The organism is Brevundimonas sp. EAKA, assembly GCF_000698025.1.
Lineage (GTDB): Bacteria > Pseudomonadota > Alphaproteobacteria > Caulobacterales > Caulobacteraceae > Brevundimonas > Brevundimonas mediterranea_A.
Map to the genome: position 1 here is coordinate 1 of NZ_JMQR01000052.1, position 21,675 is coordinate 21,675.

Below are 21,675 nucleotides of genomic sequence, written 5' to 3' on the forward strand. Positions count from 1 at the left end.
GGCCCGAAGAGGGCCGTCAGGTGTCGTTCCTCGCGCCGGATGGCGAGGCGGTCGGTGGCGAAGGCGGCGACGGGGGCGGCCACGAAGAACCAGGCGTTGTCGAACAGGCCGCCGAGGCCGAGCAGCAGCAGGCCGTTGGCGAGATAGATCGGGTTGCGGCTCCAGGCGAACGGACCGGTCGTGACCAGAGCGGTCGCCGCCCGGTGCGGCAGGATGTTGGCGCGCCACCGCCGCATCACCAGCATGGCCCAGAGGTCCAAACCAAGGGCGAGCCCGACCAGGAGGCCGCCAGCGGCGAAGGCGCCGGGGAAGAGAGCGGGCGGGGACCACAGACGCGCCGTGATGAGCGCGACAAGGACGGCGCCGCCCGTGATGAGCGGCGGCCAGGGCCAGCGGTTCGGCGCCTGCGGGCTCACCCCCCGGCCAGCTTGAGAACGCCGCGCAGCAGATAGGCGACGATGCCCAGGACGCCCACGCCCAGCGCCCAGAGCGCGACGAACCAGAGGCCCTGCCGGAGCCCGTTTGTGGAGCCGCGACGCATCAGTGGTAACCGTCGTCGCCGACCTTGCCGCGGAACACCCAGTAGGCGTAGGCGGTGTAGGCTAGGATGATCGGGATCAGGATCAGGGCGCCGACCAGCATGAACAGCTGGCTGGAGGCGGGAGCTGCGGCCTGCCAGAGGGTGATCTCGTCGGGTACGGCGTAAGGGAAGACGCTGACGCCCAGCCCGGCGAAGGTCACCGCGAACAGGCCCAGCGACAGCAGGAAGGGCCAGACCTCACGCTTCTGACGCATGGTCCAGAAGAAGGCGGCCGCGACGATCAGGACGAGCAACGGCACCTGGGCCGTCAGAAGCACGCCGGGCCAGTCGAACCACCGGCGGGCGTATTCGCCGTCGAGGAACGGGGTGGCCAGGCTGACCGCGCCGATCATCAGCAAGGTCGCCGGCCCCAACTTCCAGGCCTGGGACCGGGCGTGGGTCTGGAGCGCGCCATCCGTCTTCATGTTCAGCCAGGTGGCGCCGAGAAGGGCGTAGCCGACGACGACGGCCACACCGGTCAGCAGGCTGAAGGGGCTGAGCCAGTCCCACCAGCCGCCGCCATAGGCGCGACCGGACACTTCGACCCCCTGCAGGATGGCCCCCAGGGTGACGCCCTGGGAGAAGGCGGCCAGGAGGGAGCCGCCGAAGAAGGCGACATCCCAGACGGGCTTGGCCCGCACGGTGCGCCAGCGGTATTCAAAGGCGACGCCCCGGAAGACCAGCCCCAGCAGCATGGCGATGATCGGCGTGTAGACCGCCGGCATCAGGACCGCATAGGCGAGGGGGAAGGCCGCGAACAGGCCGCCACCGCCCAGGATCAGCCAGGTCTCGTTGCCGTCCCACACCGGGGCGATCGAGTTCATCGCCTTGTCGCGCTGATCGCCGGCCTTCAGTGTCGGGAACAGGATGCCGACACCCAGGTCGAACCCGTCCATGACGATGTAGGCGAAGACGGCGAAGGCCAGCAGACCGGCCCAGACCAGGGTCAGATCAACGCTCATGATCAGTCTCCTCGCCAGTCGGGATGGGACGGTCGGGGTCGATGGCGGGGGCAGGCGTGATGCCCGCCGTGCGGATCGGCGTTTCCGCCACGCCCGGCTCGCCGCGATGAGGCGCATGGCTCATCAGACGCAGGATGTAGAAGACCCCGGCGCCGAAGACGGTGAAATAGACCACGGCGAAAGCGGCCAAGGAAGTCGCGACGGCAGGCGCCGCCAGAGGCGCGGCGCTGTCGGCGGTGCGCAGCAGGCCGTAGACGGTCCAGGGCTGGCGGCCGACCTCCGTGGTGATCCAGCCCGCCAGCACGGCGACGAACCCCATCGGTCCCATGATCAGGGCGAAGCGGTGCAGCCAGGGGGCGTCATAGAGGCGGCTGCGCAGGCGGGCGTACAACCCCCATAGCCCCAGCAGCAGCATGGCCATGCCCAGTCCCACCATGACGCGGAAGGACCAGAAGACGATCTCCACCGGCGGCCAGTCGGCGCGGGCGACGGTGTCGAGACCGGCCAGAGGCGCGTTTGGATCATGCTTCAGGATCAGGGACGACAGCTTCGGAACCTCGACCGCGCCATGGACGGTGGCGGCCTCGCGATCGGGCAGGCCGAACAGGATCAGCGGCGCCCCGTCCGGGTGGCTTTCGAAGTGGCCTTCCATCGCCATGACCTTGGCGGGCTGGTGCTCCAGGGTGTTCAACCCGTGCATGTCGCCGATGAAGATCTGCACCGGAGCGGCGACCAGGATCATGCCCATGGCCATGGCGAACATCTTGCGCGCGCCCTTGTTGGTCCGCTCCTTCATGAGGTGCCAGGCGCCGACCGCGCCGACCACCAGACCGGTCGTCAGGTAGGCCGCCAGCAGCATGTGGGCGAGGCGATAGGGGAAGGACGGGTTGAAGACGATCTTGAACCAGTCGGCCGGGATGAACTGGCCGACCTCGTTGATGGCGTAGCCTTGCGGCGTCTGCATCCAGCTGTTGACGGACAGGATCCAGAAGGCCGAGGCGAAGGTGCCGATGGCGACCATCAGGGTGGCCAGGAAGTGCAGCTTCTTGCCGACCCGGTTCAGGCCGAACAGCATCACGCCCAGGAAGCCCGCCTCGAGGAAGAAGGCGCTGAGCACCTCATAGGCCATCAGGGGGCCGATGACGGGTCCGGCCTTGTCGGAGAAGACCGACCAGTTGGTGCCGAACTGATAGGACATCACCAGACCCGAGACGACGCCCATGCCGAAGGCGACGGCGAAGATCTTCAGCCAGTATTTGAAAAGGTTCAGATAGAGCTCGCGCCCTGTCTTCAGCCACAGGGCCTCCAGCACGGCCAGATAGCTGGCCAGGCCGATAGAGAAGGCCGGGAAGACGATGTGGAAGGCGACGGTGAAGGCGAACTGCATCCGAGCCAGGATCAGGGCGTCAAGTTCCATGGAAGCGTTTCAACCGATCAAGCCGAGCGCGCCGGCGCTGCGGTAAAGCATATATAAGGCGACGACGAAGATCAGCCCCGCGAAGACGGTATTCAAGACGCCTTTCTGTCCCGACAGGGCCTTGGCGAGCCGTGCGCCGACCAGACCGCCCAGCACGCCGCCGCCGATGAAGACGGCCGCCAGGGGCCAGTCGACCCAGCCATCAAGGGCGTAGTTGAAGGCCGTGGTCAGGCCGAAGGCGGTGACGCCGACCAAGGAAGAGCCGACGGCATAGTAGATCGGCATGCGGGTCGAGAACATCAGGCTGGGCACGATAAGGAAGCCGCCGCCGATGCCGAAGAAGCCCGACATCACGCCCGTGGCCAGGCCCGTGCCGACGAGCTTGGGTGCATTGCGCCGATCAAGCTGGACGTTCGGGTCTCCGCCGGCGGAGCGGCCCCGCAACATCAGTACGCCGACGACCAGCATCAGGACGGCGAAAAGGGCCAGCAGCTTCTGACCATCCACGGCCTTGCCCAGGCTCGAACCCAGAAAGGCTCCGAGCACCCCGGCGACCGCGAACAGACTGGCAATTTTCCATTTCACCGTGCCGTGGCGGGCATGATTGATCACATTGGCGAAGGCGTTGGCGGCCACGGCGAAGGCGCTGGTGCCGATCGCCAGGTGCGGCTCCTTGACCCCGACCAGATAGACGATCAGCGGCACGGCCAGGATGGACCCGCCGCCGCCGACCAGGCCCAGGGTGAAGCCGACGAGCGAGCCGGCGCCGGCGCCGAGGCCGTACTGCAGCGGAGACAGGTCCATGATCAGGCTCAGGCGACAGCAGGGCGAAGCTGGGGGGCGGGTTCGATGTGGTGGGGGCCGGCCAGCCATTCGCGACCGCGCAACATCCCAAGCCAGTAGATTTCGGGCAGGGCCTGGGCCTTCAGATGCCAGGCCAGACGGGTCGGCTTGGTCCCGTCGAGCATCCATTTCGGGAAGCTGGGCAGGAGCTTGCCGCCATAGCCGAACTCGGCCAGCACGATCTTGCCGCGCTCGACCGTGAGCGGACATGAGCCATAGCCGTCATAGACCGCCCGCATCGGCTGGCCGTCCAGCAGCGACAGGATGTTCTCGGCCACCACGGGCGCCTGTTTGCGGGCGGCCGCAGCAGTCTTGGCGTTGGGTGCCGAACAGGCGTCGCCCAGACCGAAGACGTTTTCGAACCGCTTGTGGCGCAAGGTGGCGTCATCCACCTCGATCCAGCCGCTTTCGGCGGCCAGCGGACTTTCGCGAATGAAGTCCGGCGCCGTCTGCGGCGGGCAGACGTGCAGGAAGTCGAACTCGCGCCGAACCTGGCGAACTTCACCGTCCGCACCGGTCACGGCGAAGGTCGCGATCCGCGCCGGGCCGTCCACCGCCACCAGTTTCGATCCGAAGTTCAGGTCGATGCGGTATTTGCTGACATATTCCATCAGGGCCGGAACGTAGTCCTTGACCCCGAACAGCACCGGGCCGGCGTTGTGGAATTCGATCTCGATGTCGTTTCGACCGTGGTCGCGCCAGTGATCGGCCGACAGATACATGGCCTTCTGCGGGGCGCCGGCGCATTTGATCGGCATGGGCGGCTGGGTGAAGATCGCCCGACCGCTCTGCATCGCCTGGACCAGCTTCCAGGTGTAGGGCGCGGTCTCATAGCCGTAGTTGGAGGTGACGTTGTTGCGCCCGAGCGTTTCCGCCAGGCCCGGAATGGCGCCCCAGTCCAGCTTCAGTCCCGGCGCCGCGACCAGCATGCGATAGCCGATCCAGCGGCCGTCGGTCAGTTCGACGCGATCGTGGATGGGGTCGAAAGCCGCGACCGAGCCGCGCACCCACTGGGCGCCTTGGGGGATCAGGTCCTCGGTGCGGCGCCGGGTCCGCTCGGGCGTGAAGACGCCGGCGCCGACCATGGTCCAGCCGGGCTGATAGTAGTGATGTTCGGATGGCTCGACGATGCGGACATCAAGGTCGGGGCGACGACGCAGGAGGCTGGCGGCTGTGGCGATGCCGGCGGATCCGCCGCCGACGATCAGGACATCGCAGGACTCCAGGGGGGCGTACTGGGCGCTCATGACGCGGCTCCTTCGAGACGGGGACGCAGGGCGCCGAGGTCGTAGCCGGCGCTCTTGGCGCGTGCGATCAGATCGTCAGCGCTTATCGAGGCGACGTTCGCCAGCGCCCACAGGGTGGTCGTGCGCGTGCCGGTGCGGCAGAAGCCGAACACAGGCTGGGGCAGGTTGGCCAGAGCCTCGCGGAAGTCCGCCACGTCCTGGTCGGAGATTGCGCCGCCGACCACGGGAACATGGGCGAAAGCCAGTCCCGCAGCCTCGGCGGCCTGGCGCAGATCTTCGGAGCTGGGCTGGCCGGGCTCTTCGCCGTCGGGTCGGTTGGAGATCACCGACCGGAACCCTTGGGCCGCGATGTCGGGCAGGTCTTCCGGGGCGATCTGGGGCGAGGCGGACAGGGCCTCGTCCAAAGGGCGAATATGCATGGCTTTGTCTCCCTAGGGTCTTTTCTGGTTCAGGCGTTTCGGTCGAGGGTCAGGCGGAACAGCGCCATGCCGGCCGCGAGGGCGCCGACGAAGACGAAGGCCTGCCAGGCGCCGGTCGTCAGCGCCGCAAGCGCCGGGCCGGGGCACAGGCCGACCAAGCCCCAGCCAAGGCCGAACAGGGCGGCCCCGCCGACCAGAGGGGTGTCGATGGTCCGGCCCTCGGGCACATGGAAGGTGTCGGCCGCGACCGGAGCCTCCATGCGCCGGCGGATCAGCCAGGCTATGGCGGAGGGGATCAGCGCCCCGCCCATGACGAAGGCCAGAGAGGGGTCCCAGGCGCCCGTCACATCCAGGAAGGCCAGGACGCGGGCCGGGTTGATCATGTCGGACACCACCATGCCGGCGCCGAACAACAAGCCGCACAGGACGGCGACGATCAGCCGGCTCACGCCAGGCCTCCCAACAGGTGGCGGGTGACGAAGACGGTCAGGGCCGCGACGGCCATGAAGACGCCGGTGGCGACGATGGAGCGGGGCGACAGGCGGGCCAGGCCGCAGACGCCGTGGCCGCTGGTGCAGCCCGAGCCCCAGCGGGTGCCGAAGCCGACGATCAGGCCGCCGAGCACCAGCAGCCAGACCTCCGAAGTGATCTGCACCTCGGGCCTGCGGATCAGGGCCGAGGCCAGGGCCGCGCCGCCCAGCAGGCCGGCGATGAAAAGCAGGCCCAGAATGCGCGGCGCGCCTTTTGACAGGCCGGTCGCTGCGGCGGTCAGGCCGGAAATCCCGGCCACGCGCCCATTCAGCAACAGATAGAGACCGGCCGACAGGCCGACCAGCAGACCGCCGGCCAGCGGCCAGATGAAGGGAAGAGGCTCAAGCATCGGAGCCTCGCCTCACAGCGCGTTCAGCGGGACCTTGAGGTAGCGCACCCCATTGTCCTCGGGCTCGGGCGGGCGGCCGCCGTTCATGTTCACCTGAACCGACGGCAGGATCAGCTTGGGCATGGGCAGGGTGGCGTCGCGCTGGGTGCGCATGGCCACGAACTCGTCCTCGCTGACGTCGTCGCGAATATGGATGTTGCCTGTCCGCTGGGCACCGATGGTGGTCTCCCAGGCGAACTCGGTCCGGCCCGGCGGCGCCTTGTAGTCGTGACACAGGAAGACCCGCGCCTCGTCCGGCAGGGAGGTCAGGCGATGGATCGAGCGGTACAGGGTCCGGGCGTCGCCGCCGGGGAAGTCGCAGCGCGCCGTACCATAGTCGGGCATGAACATGGTATCGCCGGGGAAGACGGCGTCGCCGATGACATAGGCCAGACAGGCCGGGGTGTGGCCGGGCACGTGCAGGACCGTGGCCTTCAGACCACCGATCTCAAACCGGTCGCCGTCGTTGAACAGATGGTCGAACTGGCTGCCGTCGCGGCGGAAGTCGGTCCCTTCGTTGAAGATCTTGCCGAAGACCGCCTGGACGGTGAGGATTTCATGGCCAATCGCCAGCTGACCGCCGAGCTTTTCCTGGAGATAGGGCGCCGCCGACAGGTGATCGGCATGGGCGTGCGTCTCGAGCAGCCACTGAACCGTGAGACCTTCGGATTTCACGTAATCAATGAGCGCATCGGCCGAAGCGTGCGTGGTGCGGCCCGACGCCGGATCGTAGTCCAGCACGCTGTCAATGATGGCGCAGACGTCGGAGCCGGGATCGCGCACGACGTGGCTGACGGTGAAGGTGGCTTCGTCGAAGAACGATTTCACGACAGGGCGTTGGCGAGGATCGCCCAGCGCGGCGCGCACGATGTCGGCGGCGTCGTCGCGGGCGGGGTCGGGTGTGGGCGAGGACATGACGTGTCTCCGTTTCGGTGACTCAACACATATACTCATTCATAGTTCGTGCAAGTATGTATTTTAATGTAGCGGAAACGGTGGGATGCGCTTAGCTTGCGGCTATGGACACGATCGACACCGGGCCAGCCGTCTATCCCCCCGCAATGCGCGCCCTGCGCATCAACGATACGGCGCCGGACTTCACGGCGCGCACGACTCAGGGCGAAAGGCGCCTCAGCGACTACCGTGGACGCTGGCTGGTGCTGTTCTCGCATCCGGCGGACTTCACGCCGGTCTGCACCAGCGAGTTCGTGGCCCTGGCCCGGCAGGCCGACGCCTTCGCGGCGATCGACTGCGATCTGATGGCCCTGTCGGTGGACAGTCTGTATTCGCACCTGGCCTGGCTGAAGGACATCTTCCGCCGCTTCGGCGTGAAGGTGCCGTTCCCGATCATCGAAGATCCCTCCATGGCCATCGGCCACGCCTTTGGCATGGTGGACGCCGGCTCGAGCGACAGCGCCACGGTGCGCGCGACCTTCGTGATCGATCCCGAAGGCGTGGTGCGCGCCATCAGCTGGTACCCGATGAACATCGGCCGCTCGGTTGATGAGTTGCTGCGTCTCGTCACCGCCCTGCAGACCTCGGACCGTGAGGCGGCCTCCACGCCGGCGGGCTGGACGCCCGGCGACGCACTGCTGGAGCCGGCCGCCACCACACTGGACGCCGCCATCGCCGACGGTGACGGCGATGCACCCTGGTACTATCGCGAGCGCAGCGCATGACCGACGATCAAGCGGCCGCGATGGAGCGGTTGAAGGAAAAGGCGCCGGAGGCCGCAGAGCTGTTGCGCCAGCTGGCCAACGCCAACCGGCTGCTGATCCTGTGTCATATCGCCGAAGAGGAGCGCTCGGTGGGCCAGCTCGAGGCGGACCTCGGCATCAAGCAGCCGGCGCTATCCCAGCAACTGGCAGAGCTGCGCCAGTATGGCCTGGTCAAGACCCGCCGTCAGTCCCGCTCGATCTTCTATTCGATCGCCGACGAGCGCGCCCAGGCGGTCATGGGGATGCTCTACGAAATCTTCTGCGGCGATGCGAAGGCGGTCGGCGCGCGAGCCGCCGCCCCGGCGCCCCGCACATCGACGCCGGCGCGCGGCGACACAGCTCAGTTCGCCCGCATCACCGCCGTCGCACGTCGCTGACGGCAAACCCGCACAGGAGACTCTAGTGAAGGGCTTCATCGACAATATCGAACGTCTGACGGAAGAGAACACAGACTTTCGCCGCGTTCTGTACACCGGCCACAATCTGCAGCTCGTCCTCATGGCCATTCCGCACGGCCAGGAGATCGGCGAAGAGGTCCACGACGACCGCGACCAGTTCTTCCGCATCGAGGCGGGCGAGGGCGAAATCTGGATCGACGGCGTTCGTCACGCCGTGAAGGCGGATGACGGGGTCATCGTCCCTCAGGGCGCCCGCCACAATGTGGTCAGCACGGGGTCCGAGCCGCTTCGGCTCTACACCCTTTATGGTCCGCCGGAGCATCGCGACGGTACGGTTCACGCCACGGTGGAAGAGGCCTCCGCCGACCACGAGCATTTCGACGGCCGCACGACCGAATAACCGTCAGGGGCCGACGTCGTCCGCATCGGCGCGCCGGTCGTCGGGCCGCGGCAGGTGCAGGTCGATACCCAACGCCTCCGCCAGACGGGTGTCGCGACGATAGATGTCATCGCGAAAGGCGACGCGGCCCTGGCCGTCCAGAAAGGCCGTCCAATAAAGCAGGCGCACGTCGATCGGCCGACCGGTCGCCACCCGGACGGTCTCGCCGCTGTCCAGCGCGGCGTCGAATCGGGCGAGCCTCGCGGGGTCGGGCGCAAGCAGCAGCCGAGCGAAGCCGACCGCGTCCTGCACCCGCACGCAGCCGTGGCTGAGATGGCGGAAGCTCCGGTCGAACGCACCCCGCGACGGGGTGTCGTGCAGGAAGATGGCGTAGCTGTCCTGAAGTTCGAACTTGACCTGGCCCAGGGCGGCGTTCGGGCCAGCGCGCTGAACCACCATGCCATTCTGAATCGTCATGTTGTTCGCCCGCATATAGGCGGCGCCGCGTGGCAGGATCTCGCGCTGGGCGATGGAAGTCGGCACCGTCCAGGGCGGATTGGCGACCACCGAGGCGAAGGGCCGTTCGAGGCTGGGCGTCGCATTGTCGGCGTCACCCGTCACGACCCGCATCGAATGCACGGGCCGACCGTCCTTCCAGTAGACCATGATGGAGGCGGCGGTGTTCACCTCGATCCGTTCCGGGGCGACGTCTCTCTTCAGCCAACGGCGGCGTTCCAAATTCAGCGCGATCTGGCGAGCGCGGGCCTCGGCCGAAATCGAGAGCGCCCGCTGTGTCGCCGGGCCGATGCGGGCGTCCGCTTCAAGACCGTGGCGCACCTGGAACGCCCGAACGGCCTCTTGCACAATGGAGCCGTATTCACCGCCAGACGGGCCGACCATCGCGGCGGCGGCTTCGCTTAAATCGCCTTCCACCCGAAGGCGCGGCAGGAGGGCGGGAAGGCGCGGGTCGGACGCAAATGGTTCGATCGTCGCGCCCAGGGCAAAGGGCGGCCAACCGCCGCGGTCGGCGATGGCGCGATAGCGGAGGAAGCCGTCGCACAGGCCCTGATAGCCGCGGTCCTGGGGTGCGAGGCCGGCCATCGTCGCCGCAAGTGTTCCGTCGTCGACCGCCTTTGCGAGGAGAGGCGGCGTGTCGACTTGGTTGCGATCCATCTCCCAGAGCGTCTCGACGGATGCTGGATCGACCCGGCCATGGGCGAGCGCCTCAGCCAGGATCAGGACGGCCTGGGTCAGTTCTGCTTCGCTAAGGGCGAGACCGTCGGGCGCCGACAGCCCGTGGCGGTCCGCCAGAGCTAGGGCGTCCATGGCTTGCCGGCGCGCGGACCCCGCCCAGGCGGGGCGTCCGCCGCGGGCGGCGTAGAAGGCTGTAGTCAGAACAGTGATGTCAAAGGCGGCGGGCGCGGGTGCTGCTCGCGCCGCCGTAGAGACCCAGAGCGGCGCCGCTGCGGCCGCCAGCAGGTGTCGGCGGTTCAGGATTGAGGAGCGACGATCAACCATGCCGCCGACACCGCAGGGTTCACCTTAAGGCAGGCTTAAGGTTGGCCGGTCCGCCAGCCCCACCGCGCGAAGATGGCGGCCCCCTCGTCGGACTTCAGAAAGTCGAGGAACGGCTGGGCGTCGGCGTCCTGGCGGCCGGTCTCTGTCACAACGGCGCCGGCGTCGCGGTAGATGCGGTAGGGCTCTTCGACCTCGACCACATCAGCGAGGTCCGGATTGGCGACCTGCCAGATGCCCCAGATGATCCAGGCGTCCAGCGTCGGGTCGTCGATCCAGGCTTGTCGGGCCTCGGCGCTGTTGCGGGCGTAGACGACGATGTTACGACGCAGGGCGCGCACCTTGGCGATGTCGCCGGTGCGACCGGCCATGTCCTCCCACAGGCCGTTCTGGCCCGCGCCGTTGACAACCAAGACCCGGCGATCGGGCTGGAAAAGATCCTCAAGGCCGCCGATGCCGTCCGGATTTCCCGGCCGAACGAGGATGGAGGCGGTGCGCAGATAGAGCGGCTCGACCGCCTCGGCGCGGATGCGGCCCTCCAGGGCGCTGACGAAGTCGGTCATCATCGTCTCGGAGCCTGAGAAGATCAGGTCGCCATCCGCCTTGGCCTGGTCCAGCCATTGGGGCGTGGGTCCGGCGACGACGGCCACGGCGCGACCGGTGCGCGCCTCATAGGCCTTCGCGGCGTCGCGCATGGCGGGGGAGGGGCCGCCGGGACCGTAGACATGAAGTGGATCGGCGGGCGTCTGGGCGTGGGCGGCCAGGGCCGTTGCGCTCAGGAGGGCGGCCAGCGTCAGTGCGGACGGGCGCATCAAGAATTCTCCTGGGGTGGGGCGAAGTGATTGGCGGGAATCTTGAAATAGACGCGCCCGTCCGGCGCGGCCGGCGGCAGCACCCCGCCGCGGATGTTCACCTGAAGCGCGTAGAGCATCAGATTCGGCAAGGGCAGGGTGGCGTCCCGATCGTCGCGGAGCCGCACGAAATCCGCCTCGCCGCGTCCGCCGCCGACATGGATGTTGTCCGCCTTCTGCTCTCTCACGGTGCTGAAGCAGGCGGGCTCGCGGCCATCCGGGCCATAGTCGTGGCCAACGAAGACGGCGGTCTCTTCAGGCAGGGCCAGGATGTCCTGGATGCTTCGGAAGAGAGTCTTCGAGTCGCCGCCCGGAAAGTCGGCGCGCGAGGTGCCGGCATAGGGCATCATCAGGGTGTCGTGGACGAAGGCGTTGCCGCCAATCACATAGGTGATGGAGGCCATGGTGTGCCCCGGTGAGAACATCACCCGCGCCGGCAGGTCGCCAACAGCGAACGTGTCGCCAGCCTTGAAGAGTCGGTCCCACTGGCGACCATCGGCCGGAAAGTCGTCGTCCAGGCCGTAGATGTCCTTCCACAGCTTCTGGACGCCGATGACCTTTTCGCCGATGGCGGTCGGCGCGCCCAGTTTCTCGTTGAGGAAGGGCGCGGCGGAGAAGTGGTCGGCGTGGGGATGGGTGTCCAGCAGCCACTCGACGGTCAGGCCCTCCGCCTTGACGTAGTCCAGGATGGCGTCGGCGTTGCGGGTCGAGGTCGCCGCCGCCTTCTCGTCGAAATCCCAGACCGGATCGATGATCGCGCATTTGCGGCTGACCGGGTCGGAGACGACATACTGCCAACTGCCGGTCTTCTTGTCGTGGAGCGCCGCGATGCGCGCTCCGCCGTGGTCGATGATCTGCATGAAGGCTCCGTTTGGTTTGCGAAGAAAAAGGCCGGACCGCTTGCGAGGTCCGGCCGGAATCCGATCAGGCGGCTTTCGGGGCGTCGGGGAGGTCGCGCGTCGAGAAATACCAGTCGGTGTAGACGTAACCCTCGGAAGCGCGAGCCTCGGCCGCCTCGGCGGTCTTGGGCGGGGGGACGATGGCCGGTTGGCCAGGGCGCCAGTTCTCAGGCGTCGCGACCCCGTTGGCGTCGGACGCCTGGAGCGCGGTGAGCAGCCGAACGAACTCTTCGATGCTGCGGCCATTGCTCATGGGATAGTAGACCATGGCGCGCAGCTTGCCTTCCGGATCGATCAGGAAGGTGGCGCGAACAGCCGAGGTGTCGGCCGCCCCGGGGTGGATCATTCCGTAGGCCTGGGCCACCTCCATCTTCAGATCCTCGATGATGGGGAAGGGGATTTCGACGCCGAACTTCTCCTTGATGTTCCGGGTCCAGGCTAGGTGCGAGAAGATGCTGTCTATCGAGAGGCCCAGGAGCTCGCAGTTCATGGCGGCGAACTCATTCGCATGCTTGGCGAACCCGATGAACTCGGTCGTGCAGACCGGGGTGAAGTCCGACGGGTGCGAGAAGAGGATCAGCCATTTGCCGCGGTAATCGGCCAAGCTGCGATCCCCGTGCGTGGTGCGGGCGTGAAAGTCGGGGGCGGGTTCGTTGAGGCGGGGCAGTCCGGTCATGTCGATATCTCCTTCAGACGCCCCAATGAACAATTACATACATACTTACGCAAACTAATAGTTCTTATGCTCAGGAAAGGTTCCGCCTATGCCGAGCCGTCAGTTCACAACCAGGGCGTATCCGGCCTGTTGAAGGTGGATGACCGTCATCAGGGCGGCGAGATCAACGCTCACGCCCGCTTCGAGATCGGCTTGCGCGATGCCGTTCCCCGCCATGGCCTGGCCGCACAGTCGAACCTGGACGCCGGCGGCGATGAGGGCGCGGATCAGGGCGCTGTTGGGGTTGGCGTCGCCCTTGCCGCGCGCGGTCCAGGCGGCGTCGGAGAGAACTGCAGGGGTGGCGGCGCCGTGCAGGACGACCACGATCTGACGGTGGTCGGCGTCGACGCCGCCCGCCGCCAGCATATTCACCAGCCGCGCGACGCGATCCAATCCCTTCAGCGGCCTGTCGTCCGCACCGCCCTGGGACACGTCGAAGATGACCCGATAGATGCGCGACGGATCCGGCTGTTCGCCGGCCTCGGGCAGGGGCTTGAAGCCGCCGAAGCCTGAGACAGCCTGGGCGAAGCTCGGGGAGGCCGCCAGGGAGGCGGCCAAGGACAGGGCGATCACGAGGGTTTTCATGGCGGGTTCCGGTGTGCGGGCGCTGGGGGTCAGGGACGGCGGGCGATGAGATCGATCAGGGCGGACCGGCCGCTGTGGCCGGCGCCTTCGGAGACGTCGCTGTCGTGGCTTTTCAGATGCAGGATGTCGAAGTCGGCGAAGGCGTCGCGGAGCAGCGCCTCGGTGTAGAGGTTCTCGACCTGCCCCGGACCGCCGGTGCCATAGGCGATCTGTTCCGGCCGATAGCCCTGCAACAGGACCAGGCCGCCAGGCTTCACGGCCGCCTTCATACGCTCGAAAAGTCGGTCGCGCTGGGGAGGCGGGGCGAACTGAATGAAGACGGCGACCACGACGTCGAACGCACCCTGCGGCCAGCCCCAGGTCTCGAAGTCCGCCACCTGGGCGTCCAGTGTGACGCCACGTCGCTCGGCCAGGGCGAGGGCCTTCTCGACCGCGCGCGGGGCGATATCCGTGGTGGTGACGGCCAGGCCCTGTTCGGCGAGCCACACGCCGTTTCGGCCCTCGCCGTCGGCGACCGCCAGAGCGGTCATGCCGGGCTGGAGCCGCGCGATCTGAGCGGCCAGGAAGGCGTTGGGCGTCTCGCCGAACAGATAGTCCTGGCGGTCATAGCGGCTGTTCCAGAAGTCGCGGGCGGCGACGGAGTCCATAAGGTGTTCCTTCAGATGATGAGGACGCTGACGGGCAGATCGGTCTCGCCAGGCGTATGGTCGGCGAACCAGGATTCAAGCGCGCCCACAGTGTCGATGTCGAGCGTCCGGCGGTCTCGCCCGTAATGTTCGGGCACCCCTTGGGCGGTGACGAAGGCCACCAGATAGTCCGCCTCCGGCTCGACAGGGCGGTCTCCGACCAGCAGGCGGTCGAGGCGCTGCCCCTTGGGATTCTCAAGCTTCACGAAGGCCGTGAGACCCCGGCAACGTTTGATGTAGCCGCCCATCTGCTCATACGGGTCGGCGGCGAAGGTGCGCTCCAGATTTTCTTCCAGCATCGCTTGCAACTCGGCCCCGGTCAGCGTCGTGCGTGAGATCGGCGGATTCATCGGCGCCATATTGTAGAGGTCGCCCAGAGTGACCGGACCCGGCGCGACGGGCGCGCCGTAGCGCCAGCCGTTGGAGAAGGCGATGTCCACGCCCGCCGCCTGCGCCGCCGCCGCCAGCAGGACGTCGTCCATCGGCGCGCTGGCCATGGCGTAGCGGTGAAGGGGGATGGCGGTGCGGCCGACGATGCGCGCCAGACGCTCGCGCTCGGGCGCCAGGGCCATCTCCACCAAGCCGGCGACTTGATCGTCTTCGGGGCCAGCGTCCACGGCTATGAGCCGATGGCGCCGCAGGCACACGCGGCCCTCTGCAATCTCCAGATCCAGCCGGCCGATATAGGCGCCGTGGCAGCCGGACTGGATGATCAGGGTGTCGCCGACGCGGGCCGGTTCGTGCAGGCGGTTATGGGTATGACCGCTCAGGATCACGTCGATGCCCGGCGTTTCGGCGGCCAGCTTCAGATCCTGCGGAAAGCCCAGGTGCGACAGCAGGACGACCAGATCGACCTTTTCCTCGCGGAGCTGGTGCAGCTGCTCGCGGGCTTCGGCCACACCCATTTCAAACCGCACGCCTTCAGAGAAGGCGGGGGGCATCGTCTTGTCGATGATGGGGCAGGCCAGGCCGATCACGCCGATCCTCAGACCGCCGCGCTCGAACACCCACCGCCCGTCGAACTCCGGCGCGCCGTCATCCTTGCGGAAGACATTGGCGGCCAGGACGGGATAATCCAGTCCCGCCGCCAACGCCTTGAACCCCGCCGGGCCATAGGCGAACTCCCAGTGCGCCGTCATGGCGTCGATCTTCAGGGCGTTCATGATCGGAACCAGCGCCTCGCCCCGGCTGGCGACGGCGACCCGCGTGCCATGGAAGGTGTCGCCGTTGTCCAGGGTCAGGCATGCACCTTCGGCGCGCGCCTCTTCGAAGAGGCGCGCGATGCGGGCGACCCCGCCCAGCCGTTCGAACCGCCAGCCGCCTTCGGTGCGCACCAGTTCGGGATGCGGCTCGAGATAGCCGTGGAGGTCGTTCAGCTGGAGCAGGGTCAGGGTGGTCATGGTCGGCTTCAGCGCAGCGGTTGTCCGGAGCGGATACGACCGATCACCGCTTCGAGTTGCGCCTGGGGCATGCCGCCGGGGATCAGATTGCCGTTGATGATAAAGGCGGGCGTGCCCTGCAGGGCCAGGGCCGCCGCTTCTCGACCATTTCGGTCCAGCACCGCGTCGATGTCTGCGCGGTGTTCGGCCAGGTCCTGATTCAGGCGCGCCATGTCCACGCCGGCCGACTGGACCAGACGGGTGATGTCCGCCTGGTCGCCGATGCGCGACGGCGACAGCATGAAGGCGTTATGGACGGCCTCGTACTTGCCCTGATAGGCGGCGGCGAGGGCGGTCCGGGCGGCGGTCTCCGAGACGTCGCCGAAGATCGGCCAATCCTTGTACAGGACGCGCACCTTGGTGTCCGCCTTCAGCAGGCCGTCGATCTCAGGCTGCATCTTCTTGCAGTAGGGGCAGTTGTAATCGACGAAGCCGATGATGGTCACATCGGCGTTCTCGGCGCCGATGAAGGGCGCTGCGGGATCGCGCAGCAGGTCATTGAAGCCGACCTGGGCGATGGGCGGCATGTCTTGTCCGGAGGCGGCGGAAGGGCTGGCGGGCGCCGCGCCGTTGTCGGCGTCGGCCGGGCCGCAGGCGGCGAGCGCCAGGACGGCGGCGAAGGCAGGGGCGAAGGTGCGGTTCATGGAAGCTCCGTGAGGCGAGGGGGTCAGTGCAGACGCGCGATTTCGGTCGCGATCTGTTCGGGGGCGATTTCCCCCATGTGGGCCTTGGCCAGACGGCCGTCGGCGTGGAGGAACAGGGTCACCGGAATGCCGGCCGTACCGTAGTGGCGGGGCAGCGCCATGGCCTCGTCGAACAGCACATGGTCGAGGGCCAGCCCCTGGCTCTGCAGAAAGGCCCGAACGCCGGCTTCGCCCTCGCCCTGGTTGACGAAGAGGAAGCGCACATTCGGATGGGCTTTTTCGGCCTGGGCCAAAGCCGGCATCTCGCGCCGGCAGGGCGGGCACCAGGTGGCCCAGAGATTGATCACCGTAGGCCGATCGATCGGCGCCGAAAGGTCGATCGCCGGTGCGTCCATCGCGGCCAGCGTCAGGGCGGGCGGCGCCATGGGCTGCGTCGCCGAGGCCAACTGATGGGCGGTGGTCCAAACCAAGGCGCTGGCCAGCACAGGCGCAATGGCCCAGGCGCGTTCGCGCGTCGTGCGCAGCAGCAGAATGGTGGCCAGGATCACGACCGGCGCGACCCAGATCCAACTGAATCCGCCCTGCCAGACCGCGAGCGCCCGCCACGGGTCAGCCCCGAAATACTCCCAGTGCGTCGCCACGTGACCGAGGCGGGCGACCGCCAGACCGCCGAAGACTAGGACCGTGCTCCACAGGTTGAAGCGCGGGCTGACCCGGCTGGCCAACAGCCCGACGCCGATCATGAAGACGAACACGCCGGCGATGATGGCGAACCGCTCGCCCGACAGGACGAGCGGGCCCAGGGTGATGGCGTTCATGCGGCGGCTCCGGCGCTCTGCAGGGCGGAGGCGACGTCTTGGGCCGACATCTCTCCGATCAGTCGGCTGCCCGGCGCTTCGGTCGCCGAGGGCGACAGGAAGATCATCGTCGGCGGTCCGATCACTCCGTGCCGCTCAAGAAGCGCGCGCGCCTCGGGCGTGCTGCGCGTGACGTCGACCTTGATGAGGTCGGTGTTCGAAAGGCCGGCGATGACCGCGGGGTCCTCGAACACCGTCCGCTCGATCACCTTGCAGCTGACGCACCAGTCGGCGGTGAAATAGACCAGGGCGGGACGTTCGCGCGCGGCGGCATCGGCGACGGCGCGGTCGAGCGCCGTCTGATCCAGCACGACCGCTGCGGTTTCGACCGGCGCGGCGGCTGAGATTCCAGCGGGCCGCGCCAGGGGCTCAAGCGGACGCCACGGGTCGTCCGCCCCGAGACTGAGGCCGACCAGCAGCAACAGGCCCCAGGTCGCGGCCGCCAGGCCAGCGACACGTGCGACGCCGTTTCTCAGATTCGGGCTCAGCGGCTGGAACAGGCCGAGAGCCGCCGCCAGACCGAGCGCCAGCGCCGCGCCGAAAGCCAGCGTCGCGCTCGGCGGCAGGATGCGGCCGGCCAGCCACCAGGCCATGCCCAGGAAGATGAAGCCGAACAGCATCTTCACCCGGTCCATCCACGGCCCAGCCTTGGGCAGGAAGCGCGCGCCGACCGTGCCGAACACGATCAAGGGCACCCCCTTGCCCAGGCCCAGGAAGAACAGGGCCGCCGCGCCCAGCCCAACGTCGCCGGTCTGTGCGATATAGAGCAGGGCACCCGCCAAGGGCGCGGTGACGCAAGGGCCCACGATGAGGGCGGAGACGAAGCCCAGACCTGCGGCTGAGGGCAGGGACCGCCGTCCGTCACCGCTGTCGCGGGACAGGCGGCTGGTCCAGGCCGAGGGCAGTTGCAACTCGAAGCCGCCGAACATGGACGCGGCGAGAACGACGAAGACGACAACCAGAGCGCCGATCGCCCAAACCGACTGGAGCGCCATCTGCAGGTTCTGTCCGGACCAGGCGGCCGCGACGCCCAGCAGGGCGAAGGCGACGGAAAGGCCCAGCACATAGGCGACCGAGAGCATCAGGCCTCGGCGCGTACCGCGCCCGTCCACGCCGCGTCCGATGACGCCGGCCAGGATCGGGTACATGGGAAAGACGCAGGGCGTGAAGGCCAGAAGCACGCCGAAACCGAAGAAGGCGAGCAGGACCCAGGTGGCCCCGCCCTGCAGCGCCAAGCGATCGACGAAGCCCGGGCTGGGGTCCGGGATGACCGCCGGCGATGGCGCGACCGGCGGAGGCGCCAACGCGCCCTCATCACTCGCGAGTGCGGGTGTGGGTGCAGCGCCCGGCGCCTGGATCGCCAGCAGAGCGGCGGCCTGAGCGGTCTGCGCATCGGCCTCCCGAGCGGCAACCTCGGACTGCGGCCGGGTCGGCACGTCCACTGTCCGCGTCATCGGCGGGTAGCAGATCGAGTCCTCGAGGCACCCCTGGTAGGTGATGTTGACCGACGTCGGGCCGCCAACCTGCGTCAGGGTCTGCGCCGATAGGGTCGCGCGACCCTCGTCATGCCAGACGTCGACGACGCCAAAGCCCGGATCGTCCTTGGTTTCGCCGGTCGCAAGCTCCAGAGGCAGCGATGCTTTCCCGCCCGGCGTGCTGGCGACGGTGTGGTCACGATAGAGATAATGGCCGGGCGCAATGTCCCAGGCGAAGGCCAGGTCGCCGTCAGCCTCACGCGTCACCGTCAGGGAGAAGGCCTTGTCAGGCGATAGCGGAGCCTGACCCAATGCCGAACCCGGAAGGGTGAAGGACAGGATCGCGAGAGCGGCGGGCAACAGTCGGCGGAAAAACCTCATGGCCATCTCGTCGGCAAACGAGCTTAAGTCAGGCTTAAGCCGCAACTTCCACCTCACGCCGCATGAGACTGCTCGCCATAGAAGATGATCCCGTTCTCGCCGACGGCCTCCAGGTCGGGCTCAGCGCCTGCGGCTGGACGGTCGAAGTCGTCGGGCGGGTCGAGGACGCCCTCGCGGCGCTGGAAAGCTCGGCGTTCGATGCGGTCGTGCTGGATTTGGGTCTTCCTGATGGCGACGGCCTTTCGGTGCTGCGTTTCGTTCGCGAGCGCGACATGGATGTCGGCGTGGTGGTCTTGTCGGCGCGCGATGACAGTCGGGACCGCATTGTGGGTCTGGACGCCGGCGCGGACGACTATGTCGGCAAGCCTTTCGATCTCGACGAACTGGCGGCGCGACTGCGCGCGGTGCGGCGTCGCCTGCTTGGGCGCTCGGCGCCCGCCTTGCGCCACGGCGGGGTGACCCTTGATCCCCAGTCGCGTCTGGCTTGGCGTGAAGAGGGGGACCTGCCCCTTTCGAGACGTGAGTTCGCCATCCTGGAGGCCCTGATGGAACGGCCTGCACAGGTCCTCTCGCGCAGTCAGCTAGAAGAACGCCTGTACGGTTGGCAGGAGGAGATCGGCTCTAACGCGGTGGAAGTGCACATCCACTATCTCCGGGCCAAGTTGGGAGCCGGCTTCATCCGCACCGTCCGCGGCGTAGGATACACCCTGCAATGAGCTCGATCCGCCTGCGTCTGTTCGCCACCCTCGCGCTCGTGACCGCCCTCGTCTGGGGCGGCGCGGTCGTCTGGGTCGAGATCCAGACCCGGGCCGAGGTGCAACGGGTGCTGGACCGGCGCCTGATGGAGTCGGCCCGCATGGTCTCGTCCCTGATGCAGGCCGGCAGCGTGCGCCCGGCGATGCAGGCTCCGGAAAGCGGGGCCGCCGATGTCTACGACCGTCAGCTCTCCTGCCAGATCTGGTCGCTGGAAGGCGATCTGATTGGTCGGTCCCAAAGCGCGCCTGCGGAGCGGTTGTCGGAAGGGGGCGACGGTTTTTCAGAACGCACGATCCGGGGCGAGCGCTGGCGCGTCTACACGGTGCATGATCGTGATGCCGGTTTCAGGGTCATGGTCGGGGACAATCTGGCCGTTCGCGAGCACCTGGTCGGCAATGTCGTCACCGCTTTGATCGGTCCGGCGGTCCTTGGTCTGCTGGTGCTTGGCGTATTGATCTGGTGGTCGGTAGGGCGGGGGCTGACCCCTATTCGACAAATGACCCGCAGCCTTGCGGTACGGGATGCGGAAGATCTGACGGCGTTGGACGTATCGCCGGACGCCCGCGAACTCCGTCCCTTCGCCCTGGCGCTGAACGACTTGATGTCACGCCTTGGCGCAGCGCGACGTCGCGAGGCCGAGTTCACGGCCGCTGCCGCGCACGAATTGCGTACGCCTCTGGCAGGCCTGCGCGTCCAGGCGCAGATTGCGGCGTCGTCTTCGGATACGGCCGTTCGAAGACGCGCGCTGGAGCAGATCCAGACCTCTGTCGATCGCACTGCCCGCCTCGTCACAGGTCTTCTCGTCTTGGCGCGCGAGGACGAGATGCCGGTTAGCGACGAAGATCGCCGCTGGGTGACGCTTCGGTCGCTGTTTGCAGGAGCGGAAGGCGATGATCGGGTGTCGATCGTTGAAGGTGACGCGCTGCTTAACGTGGATCCAGATCGCTTCGAGGCAGCGGCTGCCAATCTCCTCGCCAACGCGCAGGCGCATGCGGCATCCTCAGTCGTGATCAGTTACGACCCGACTTCCGGGCGTTTAATCGTCGAGGACGACGGCCCGGGCGTGGCCTTCTCGGATCTGCATCGGCTGGGTAGGCGCTTCTTCCGTGCGGCCAATGCACCTTCCGGAGGGAGCGGTCTGGGCCTCTCTATCGTCCTCGCCACAGTGAAGGCCCATGGGGGACAGGTGCAGTTCTTGCGCTCACCAGGAGGCGGTCTCCGTGTCGAGGTGATAGTTGCTATTGAGGCTTCGGGGTCGATGCATAAGCCTAGCACGCTGACCGACTAACAACGATCTCGGCACGCCGAAAGGGTGAGCTCGGGGCCGATCGCGGATCGGAGGCGGACATTAGATGTTCTCACCTCCAGCGTCTGCTGATGCAAACGGCTGCTGGTCGCACAGCGAGGATAGCCCGCACGCACCCCACTGCTGGCTCACTAAGTTGGGCTAGGGCTTTCGGCGGCTCAGCGGCCGCTGGTCGGGAGATTTCCGACCGGGTTTCTGCTATGGGATTTCAGGAAGTGGGTATTGATCCAGATTGCTGGCTCTTCCCCTCTTCTGGTGACCATATGGTGACCAATCGTCGCTGAGATTTCCTAAGGTCTTAGAAAAATCAGCTTTATCAATAGGATAGAACGAGAGTTCGCGGCATCGAATATCCTCTATTGGGACATCGAGCTCGAACCCTAGGCGTTCGCGTGACGGCCCAGGGGCGTGCGGGCCGGGGCGTCCGCCAGCAGGGCCTGGATCTCGTTGAAAAGCAGGGCGAGGGTGAAGGGTTTGCCGAGGTGGCGGTCGGCGCCCGCCAGCCGCGCCGCTTCGACATGTTCGGGCTGGGTGTTGGCGGTCAGCATGATGACCGGGACGCGGCCCCGGCCCGCCGCGCGGTCCGCCTCGCGAATGCGGGCGACCGCCGCGGTTCCGCCCATGCGGGGCATCTGGATGTCCATCGGGATGACGTCCAAGGATTCGCGCCCGCCGACTTCCACA

At 67.4% G+C, this 21,675-nt stretch carries 26 protein-coding genes; 5 read left to right on the forward strand and 21 right to left on the reverse strand.

Annotated features, from left to right (window positions below):
- The 10 genes from ER13_RS09235 to ER13_RS09275 form a co-directional block, all read right to left on the reverse strand.
- On the reverse strand, nt 1-416 hold a 416-nt coding region (locus ER13_RS09235; protein WP_035308642.1), incomplete at its 3' end, for an isoprenylcysteine carboxylmethyltransferase family protein.
- Nucleotides 413-541, reverse strand: a complete 129-nt coding sequence (locus tag ER13_RS18405) for a DUF2474 family protein (RefSeq protein WP_137721941.1) — start codon at nt 539-541, stop codon at nt 413-415. The genes ER13_RS18405 and ER13_RS09235, both read right to left, overlap by 4 nt.
- Nucleotides 541-1,542: a cytochrome d ubiquinol oxidase subunit II gene (gene cydB, locus ER13_RS09240; RefSeq protein ID WP_035308644.1), complete on the reverse strand. Its 1,002-nt coding sequence runs from the start codon at nt 1,540-1,542 to the stop codon at nt 541-543. The genes ER13_RS18405 and cydB overlap by 1 nt, the downstream gene beginning before the upstream one ends.
- Nucleotides 1,532-2,959: a cytochrome ubiquinol oxidase subunit I gene (locus tag ER13_RS09245; RefSeq protein ID WP_035308646.1), complete on the reverse strand. Its 1,428-nt coding sequence runs from the start codon at nt 2,957-2,959 to the stop codon at nt 1,532-1,534. The genes cydB and ER13_RS09245 overlap by 11 nt, the downstream gene beginning before the upstream one ends.
- A gap of 9 nt (nt 2,960-2,968) precedes the next feature.
- Nucleotides 2,969-3,763, reverse strand: coding sequence for a sulfite exporter TauE/SafE family protein (locus tag ER13_RS09250; RefSeq protein WP_035308649.1), 795 nt, complete (start codon nt 3,761-3,763; stop codon nt 2,969-2,971).
- 8 nt (nt 3,764-3,771) lie between these two features.
- Entirely contained in the window at nt 3,772-5,049 is a 1,278-nt protein-coding gene (locus tag ER13_RS09255) for an FAD/NAD(P)-binding oxidoreductase (protein WP_035308651.1), read from the reverse strand.
- Entirely contained in the window at nt 5,046-5,468 is a 423-nt protein-coding gene (locus tag ER13_RS09260) for a TIGR01244 family sulfur transferase (protein ID WP_035308653.1), read from the reverse strand. The genes ER13_RS09255 and ER13_RS09260 overlap by 4 nt, the downstream gene beginning before the upstream one ends.
- Nucleotides 5,469-5,497: 29 nt before the next feature.
- A complete protein-coding gene (locus ER13_RS09265; protein WP_035308654.1) occupies nt 5,498-5,917 on the reverse strand; it encodes a DUF6691 family protein in 420 nt (139 codons plus the stop codon).
- On the reverse strand, nt 5,914-6,348 hold the full coding sequence (locus ER13_RS09270; protein WP_035308657.1) for a YeeE/YedE family protein: 435 nt from the start codon (nt 6,346-6,348) through the stop codon (nt 5,914-5,916). Before ER13_RS09270 ends, ER13_RS09265 begins: the two co-directional genes overlap by 4 nt.
- A 12-nt stretch (nt 6,349-6,360) precedes the next feature.
- A complete protein-coding gene (locus ER13_RS09275) occupies nt 6,361-7,302 on the reverse strand; it encodes an MBL fold metallo-hydrolase (protein WP_035308659.1) in 942 nt (313 codons plus the stop codon).
- A gap of 104 nt (nt 7,303-7,406) precedes the next feature.
- Between ER13_RS09275 and ER13_RS09280 the strand changes: the two genes are divergently transcribed.
- From ER13_RS09280 to ER13_RS09290, 3 genes are read left to right on the forward strand one after another with little or no spacing between them, the layout of a single operon-like run.
- A complete protein-coding gene (locus ER13_RS09280; protein WP_035308662.1) occupies nt 7,407-8,066 on the forward strand; it encodes a peroxiredoxin in 660 nt (219 codons plus the stop codon).
- A complete protein-coding gene (locus ER13_RS09285) occupies nt 8,063-8,482 on the forward strand; it encodes a metalloregulator ArsR/SmtB family transcription factor (protein ID WP_035308664.1) in 420 nt (139 codons plus the stop codon). Before ER13_RS09280 ends, ER13_RS09285 begins: the two co-directional genes overlap by 4 nt.
- A 25-nt stretch (nt 8,483-8,507) precedes the next feature.
- Nucleotides 8,508-8,903, forward strand: a complete 396-nt coding sequence (locus ER13_RS09290) for a cupin domain-containing protein (protein ID WP_035308666.1) — start codon at nt 8,508-8,510, stop codon at nt 8,901-8,903.
- A gap of 3 nt (nt 8,904-8,906) precedes the next feature.
- Here ER13_RS09290 and ER13_RS09295 read toward each other — a convergent pair whose 3' ends face one another.
- The 10 genes from ER13_RS09295 to dsbD form a co-directional block, all read right to left on the reverse strand.
- Nucleotides 8,907-10,400 carry a murein L,D-transpeptidase gene (locus ER13_RS09295; protein ID WP_081836188.1) on the reverse strand — a complete coding sequence of 498 codons (1,494 nt, stop codon included), beginning with the start codon at nt 10,398-10,400 and terminating at the stop codon, nt 8,907-8,909.
- A 35-nt stretch (nt 10,401-10,435) separates the two neighbouring features.
- Nucleotides 10,436-11,209: a substrate-binding domain-containing protein gene (locus ER13_RS09300; RefSeq protein ID WP_035308668.1), complete on the reverse strand. Its 774-nt coding sequence runs from the start codon at nt 11,207-11,209 to the stop codon at nt 10,436-10,438.
- Nucleotides 11,209-12,108: an MBL fold metallo-hydrolase gene (locus ER13_RS09305; RefSeq protein WP_052005015.1), complete on the reverse strand. Its 900-nt coding sequence runs from the start codon at nt 12,106-12,108 to the stop codon at nt 11,209-11,211. Before ER13_RS09305 ends, ER13_RS09300 begins: the two co-directional genes overlap by 1 nt.
- Before the next feature lie 64 nt (nt 12,109-12,172).
- A complete protein-coding gene (locus ER13_RS09310; RefSeq protein ID WP_035308669.1) occupies nt 12,173-12,823 on the reverse strand; it encodes a peroxiredoxin in 651 nt (216 codons plus the stop codon).
- A gap of 99 nt (nt 12,824-12,922) precedes the next feature.
- Nucleotides 12,923-13,447 (reverse strand): DsrE family protein, encoded by a 525-nt coding sequence (locus ER13_RS09315; RefSeq protein WP_052005017.1) that lies wholly within the window; start codon nt 13,445-13,447, stop codon nt 12,923-12,925.
- 29 nt (nt 13,448-13,476) lie between these two features.
- Complete coding sequence (locus ER13_RS09320; protein ID WP_035308670.1) at nt 13,477-14,094, reverse strand: cyclopropane-fatty-acyl-phospholipid synthase family protein; 618 nt, start codon at nt 14,092-14,094, stop codon at nt 13,477-13,479.
- Nucleotides 14,095-14,105: 11 nt separating this feature from the next.
- A complete protein-coding gene (locus ER13_RS09325) occupies nt 14,106-15,533 on the reverse strand; it encodes a bifunctional UDP-sugar hydrolase/5'-nucleotidase (protein ID WP_035308671.1) in 1,428 nt (475 codons plus the stop codon).
- An 8-nt stretch (nt 15,534-15,541) separates the two neighbouring features.
- Nucleotides 15,542-16,216 carry a DsbA family protein gene (locus ER13_RS09330; RefSeq protein WP_035308672.1) on the reverse strand — a complete coding sequence of 225 codons (675 nt, stop codon included), beginning with the start codon at nt 16,214-16,216 and terminating at the stop codon, nt 15,542-15,544.
- 23 nt (nt 16,217-16,239) lie between these two features.
- Complete coding sequence (locus ER13_RS09335) at nt 16,240-17,034, reverse strand: TlpA disulfide reductase family protein (RefSeq protein WP_035308673.1); 795 nt, start codon at nt 17,032-17,034, stop codon at nt 16,240-16,242.
- On the reverse strand, nt 17,031-18,929 hold the full coding sequence (gene dsbD, locus ER13_RS09340) for a protein-disulfide reductase DsbD (RefSeq protein WP_224764426.1): 1,899 nt from the start codon (nt 18,927-18,929) through the stop codon (nt 17,031-17,033). The genes ER13_RS09335 and dsbD overlap by 4 nt, the downstream gene beginning before the upstream one ends.
- A gap of 62 nt (nt 18,930-18,991) precedes the next feature.
- Here dsbD and ER13_RS09345 point away from each other — a divergent pair, with 62 nt between their 5' ends.
- Both ER13_RS09345 and ER13_RS09350 read left to right on the forward strand, forming a co-directional pair.
- Nucleotides 18,992-19,645 (forward strand): response regulator transcription factor, encoded by a 654-nt coding sequence (locus ER13_RS09345; protein WP_035308676.1) that lies wholly within the window; start codon nt 18,992-18,994, stop codon nt 19,643-19,645.
- On the forward strand, nt 19,642-20,973 hold the full coding sequence (locus ER13_RS09350) for an ATP-binding protein (RefSeq protein ID WP_035308677.1): 1,332 nt from the start codon (nt 19,642-19,644) through the stop codon (nt 20,971-20,973). Before ER13_RS09345 ends, ER13_RS09350 begins: the two co-directional genes overlap by 4 nt.
- 398 nt (nt 20,974-21,371) lie before the next feature.
- Here the strand turns inward: ER13_RS09350 and ER13_RS09355 are convergent.
- Nucleotides 21,372-21,675 (reverse strand): response regulator (locus ER13_RS09355; protein ID WP_231492518.1); only part of this gene is annotated, 304 nt, incomplete at its 5' end.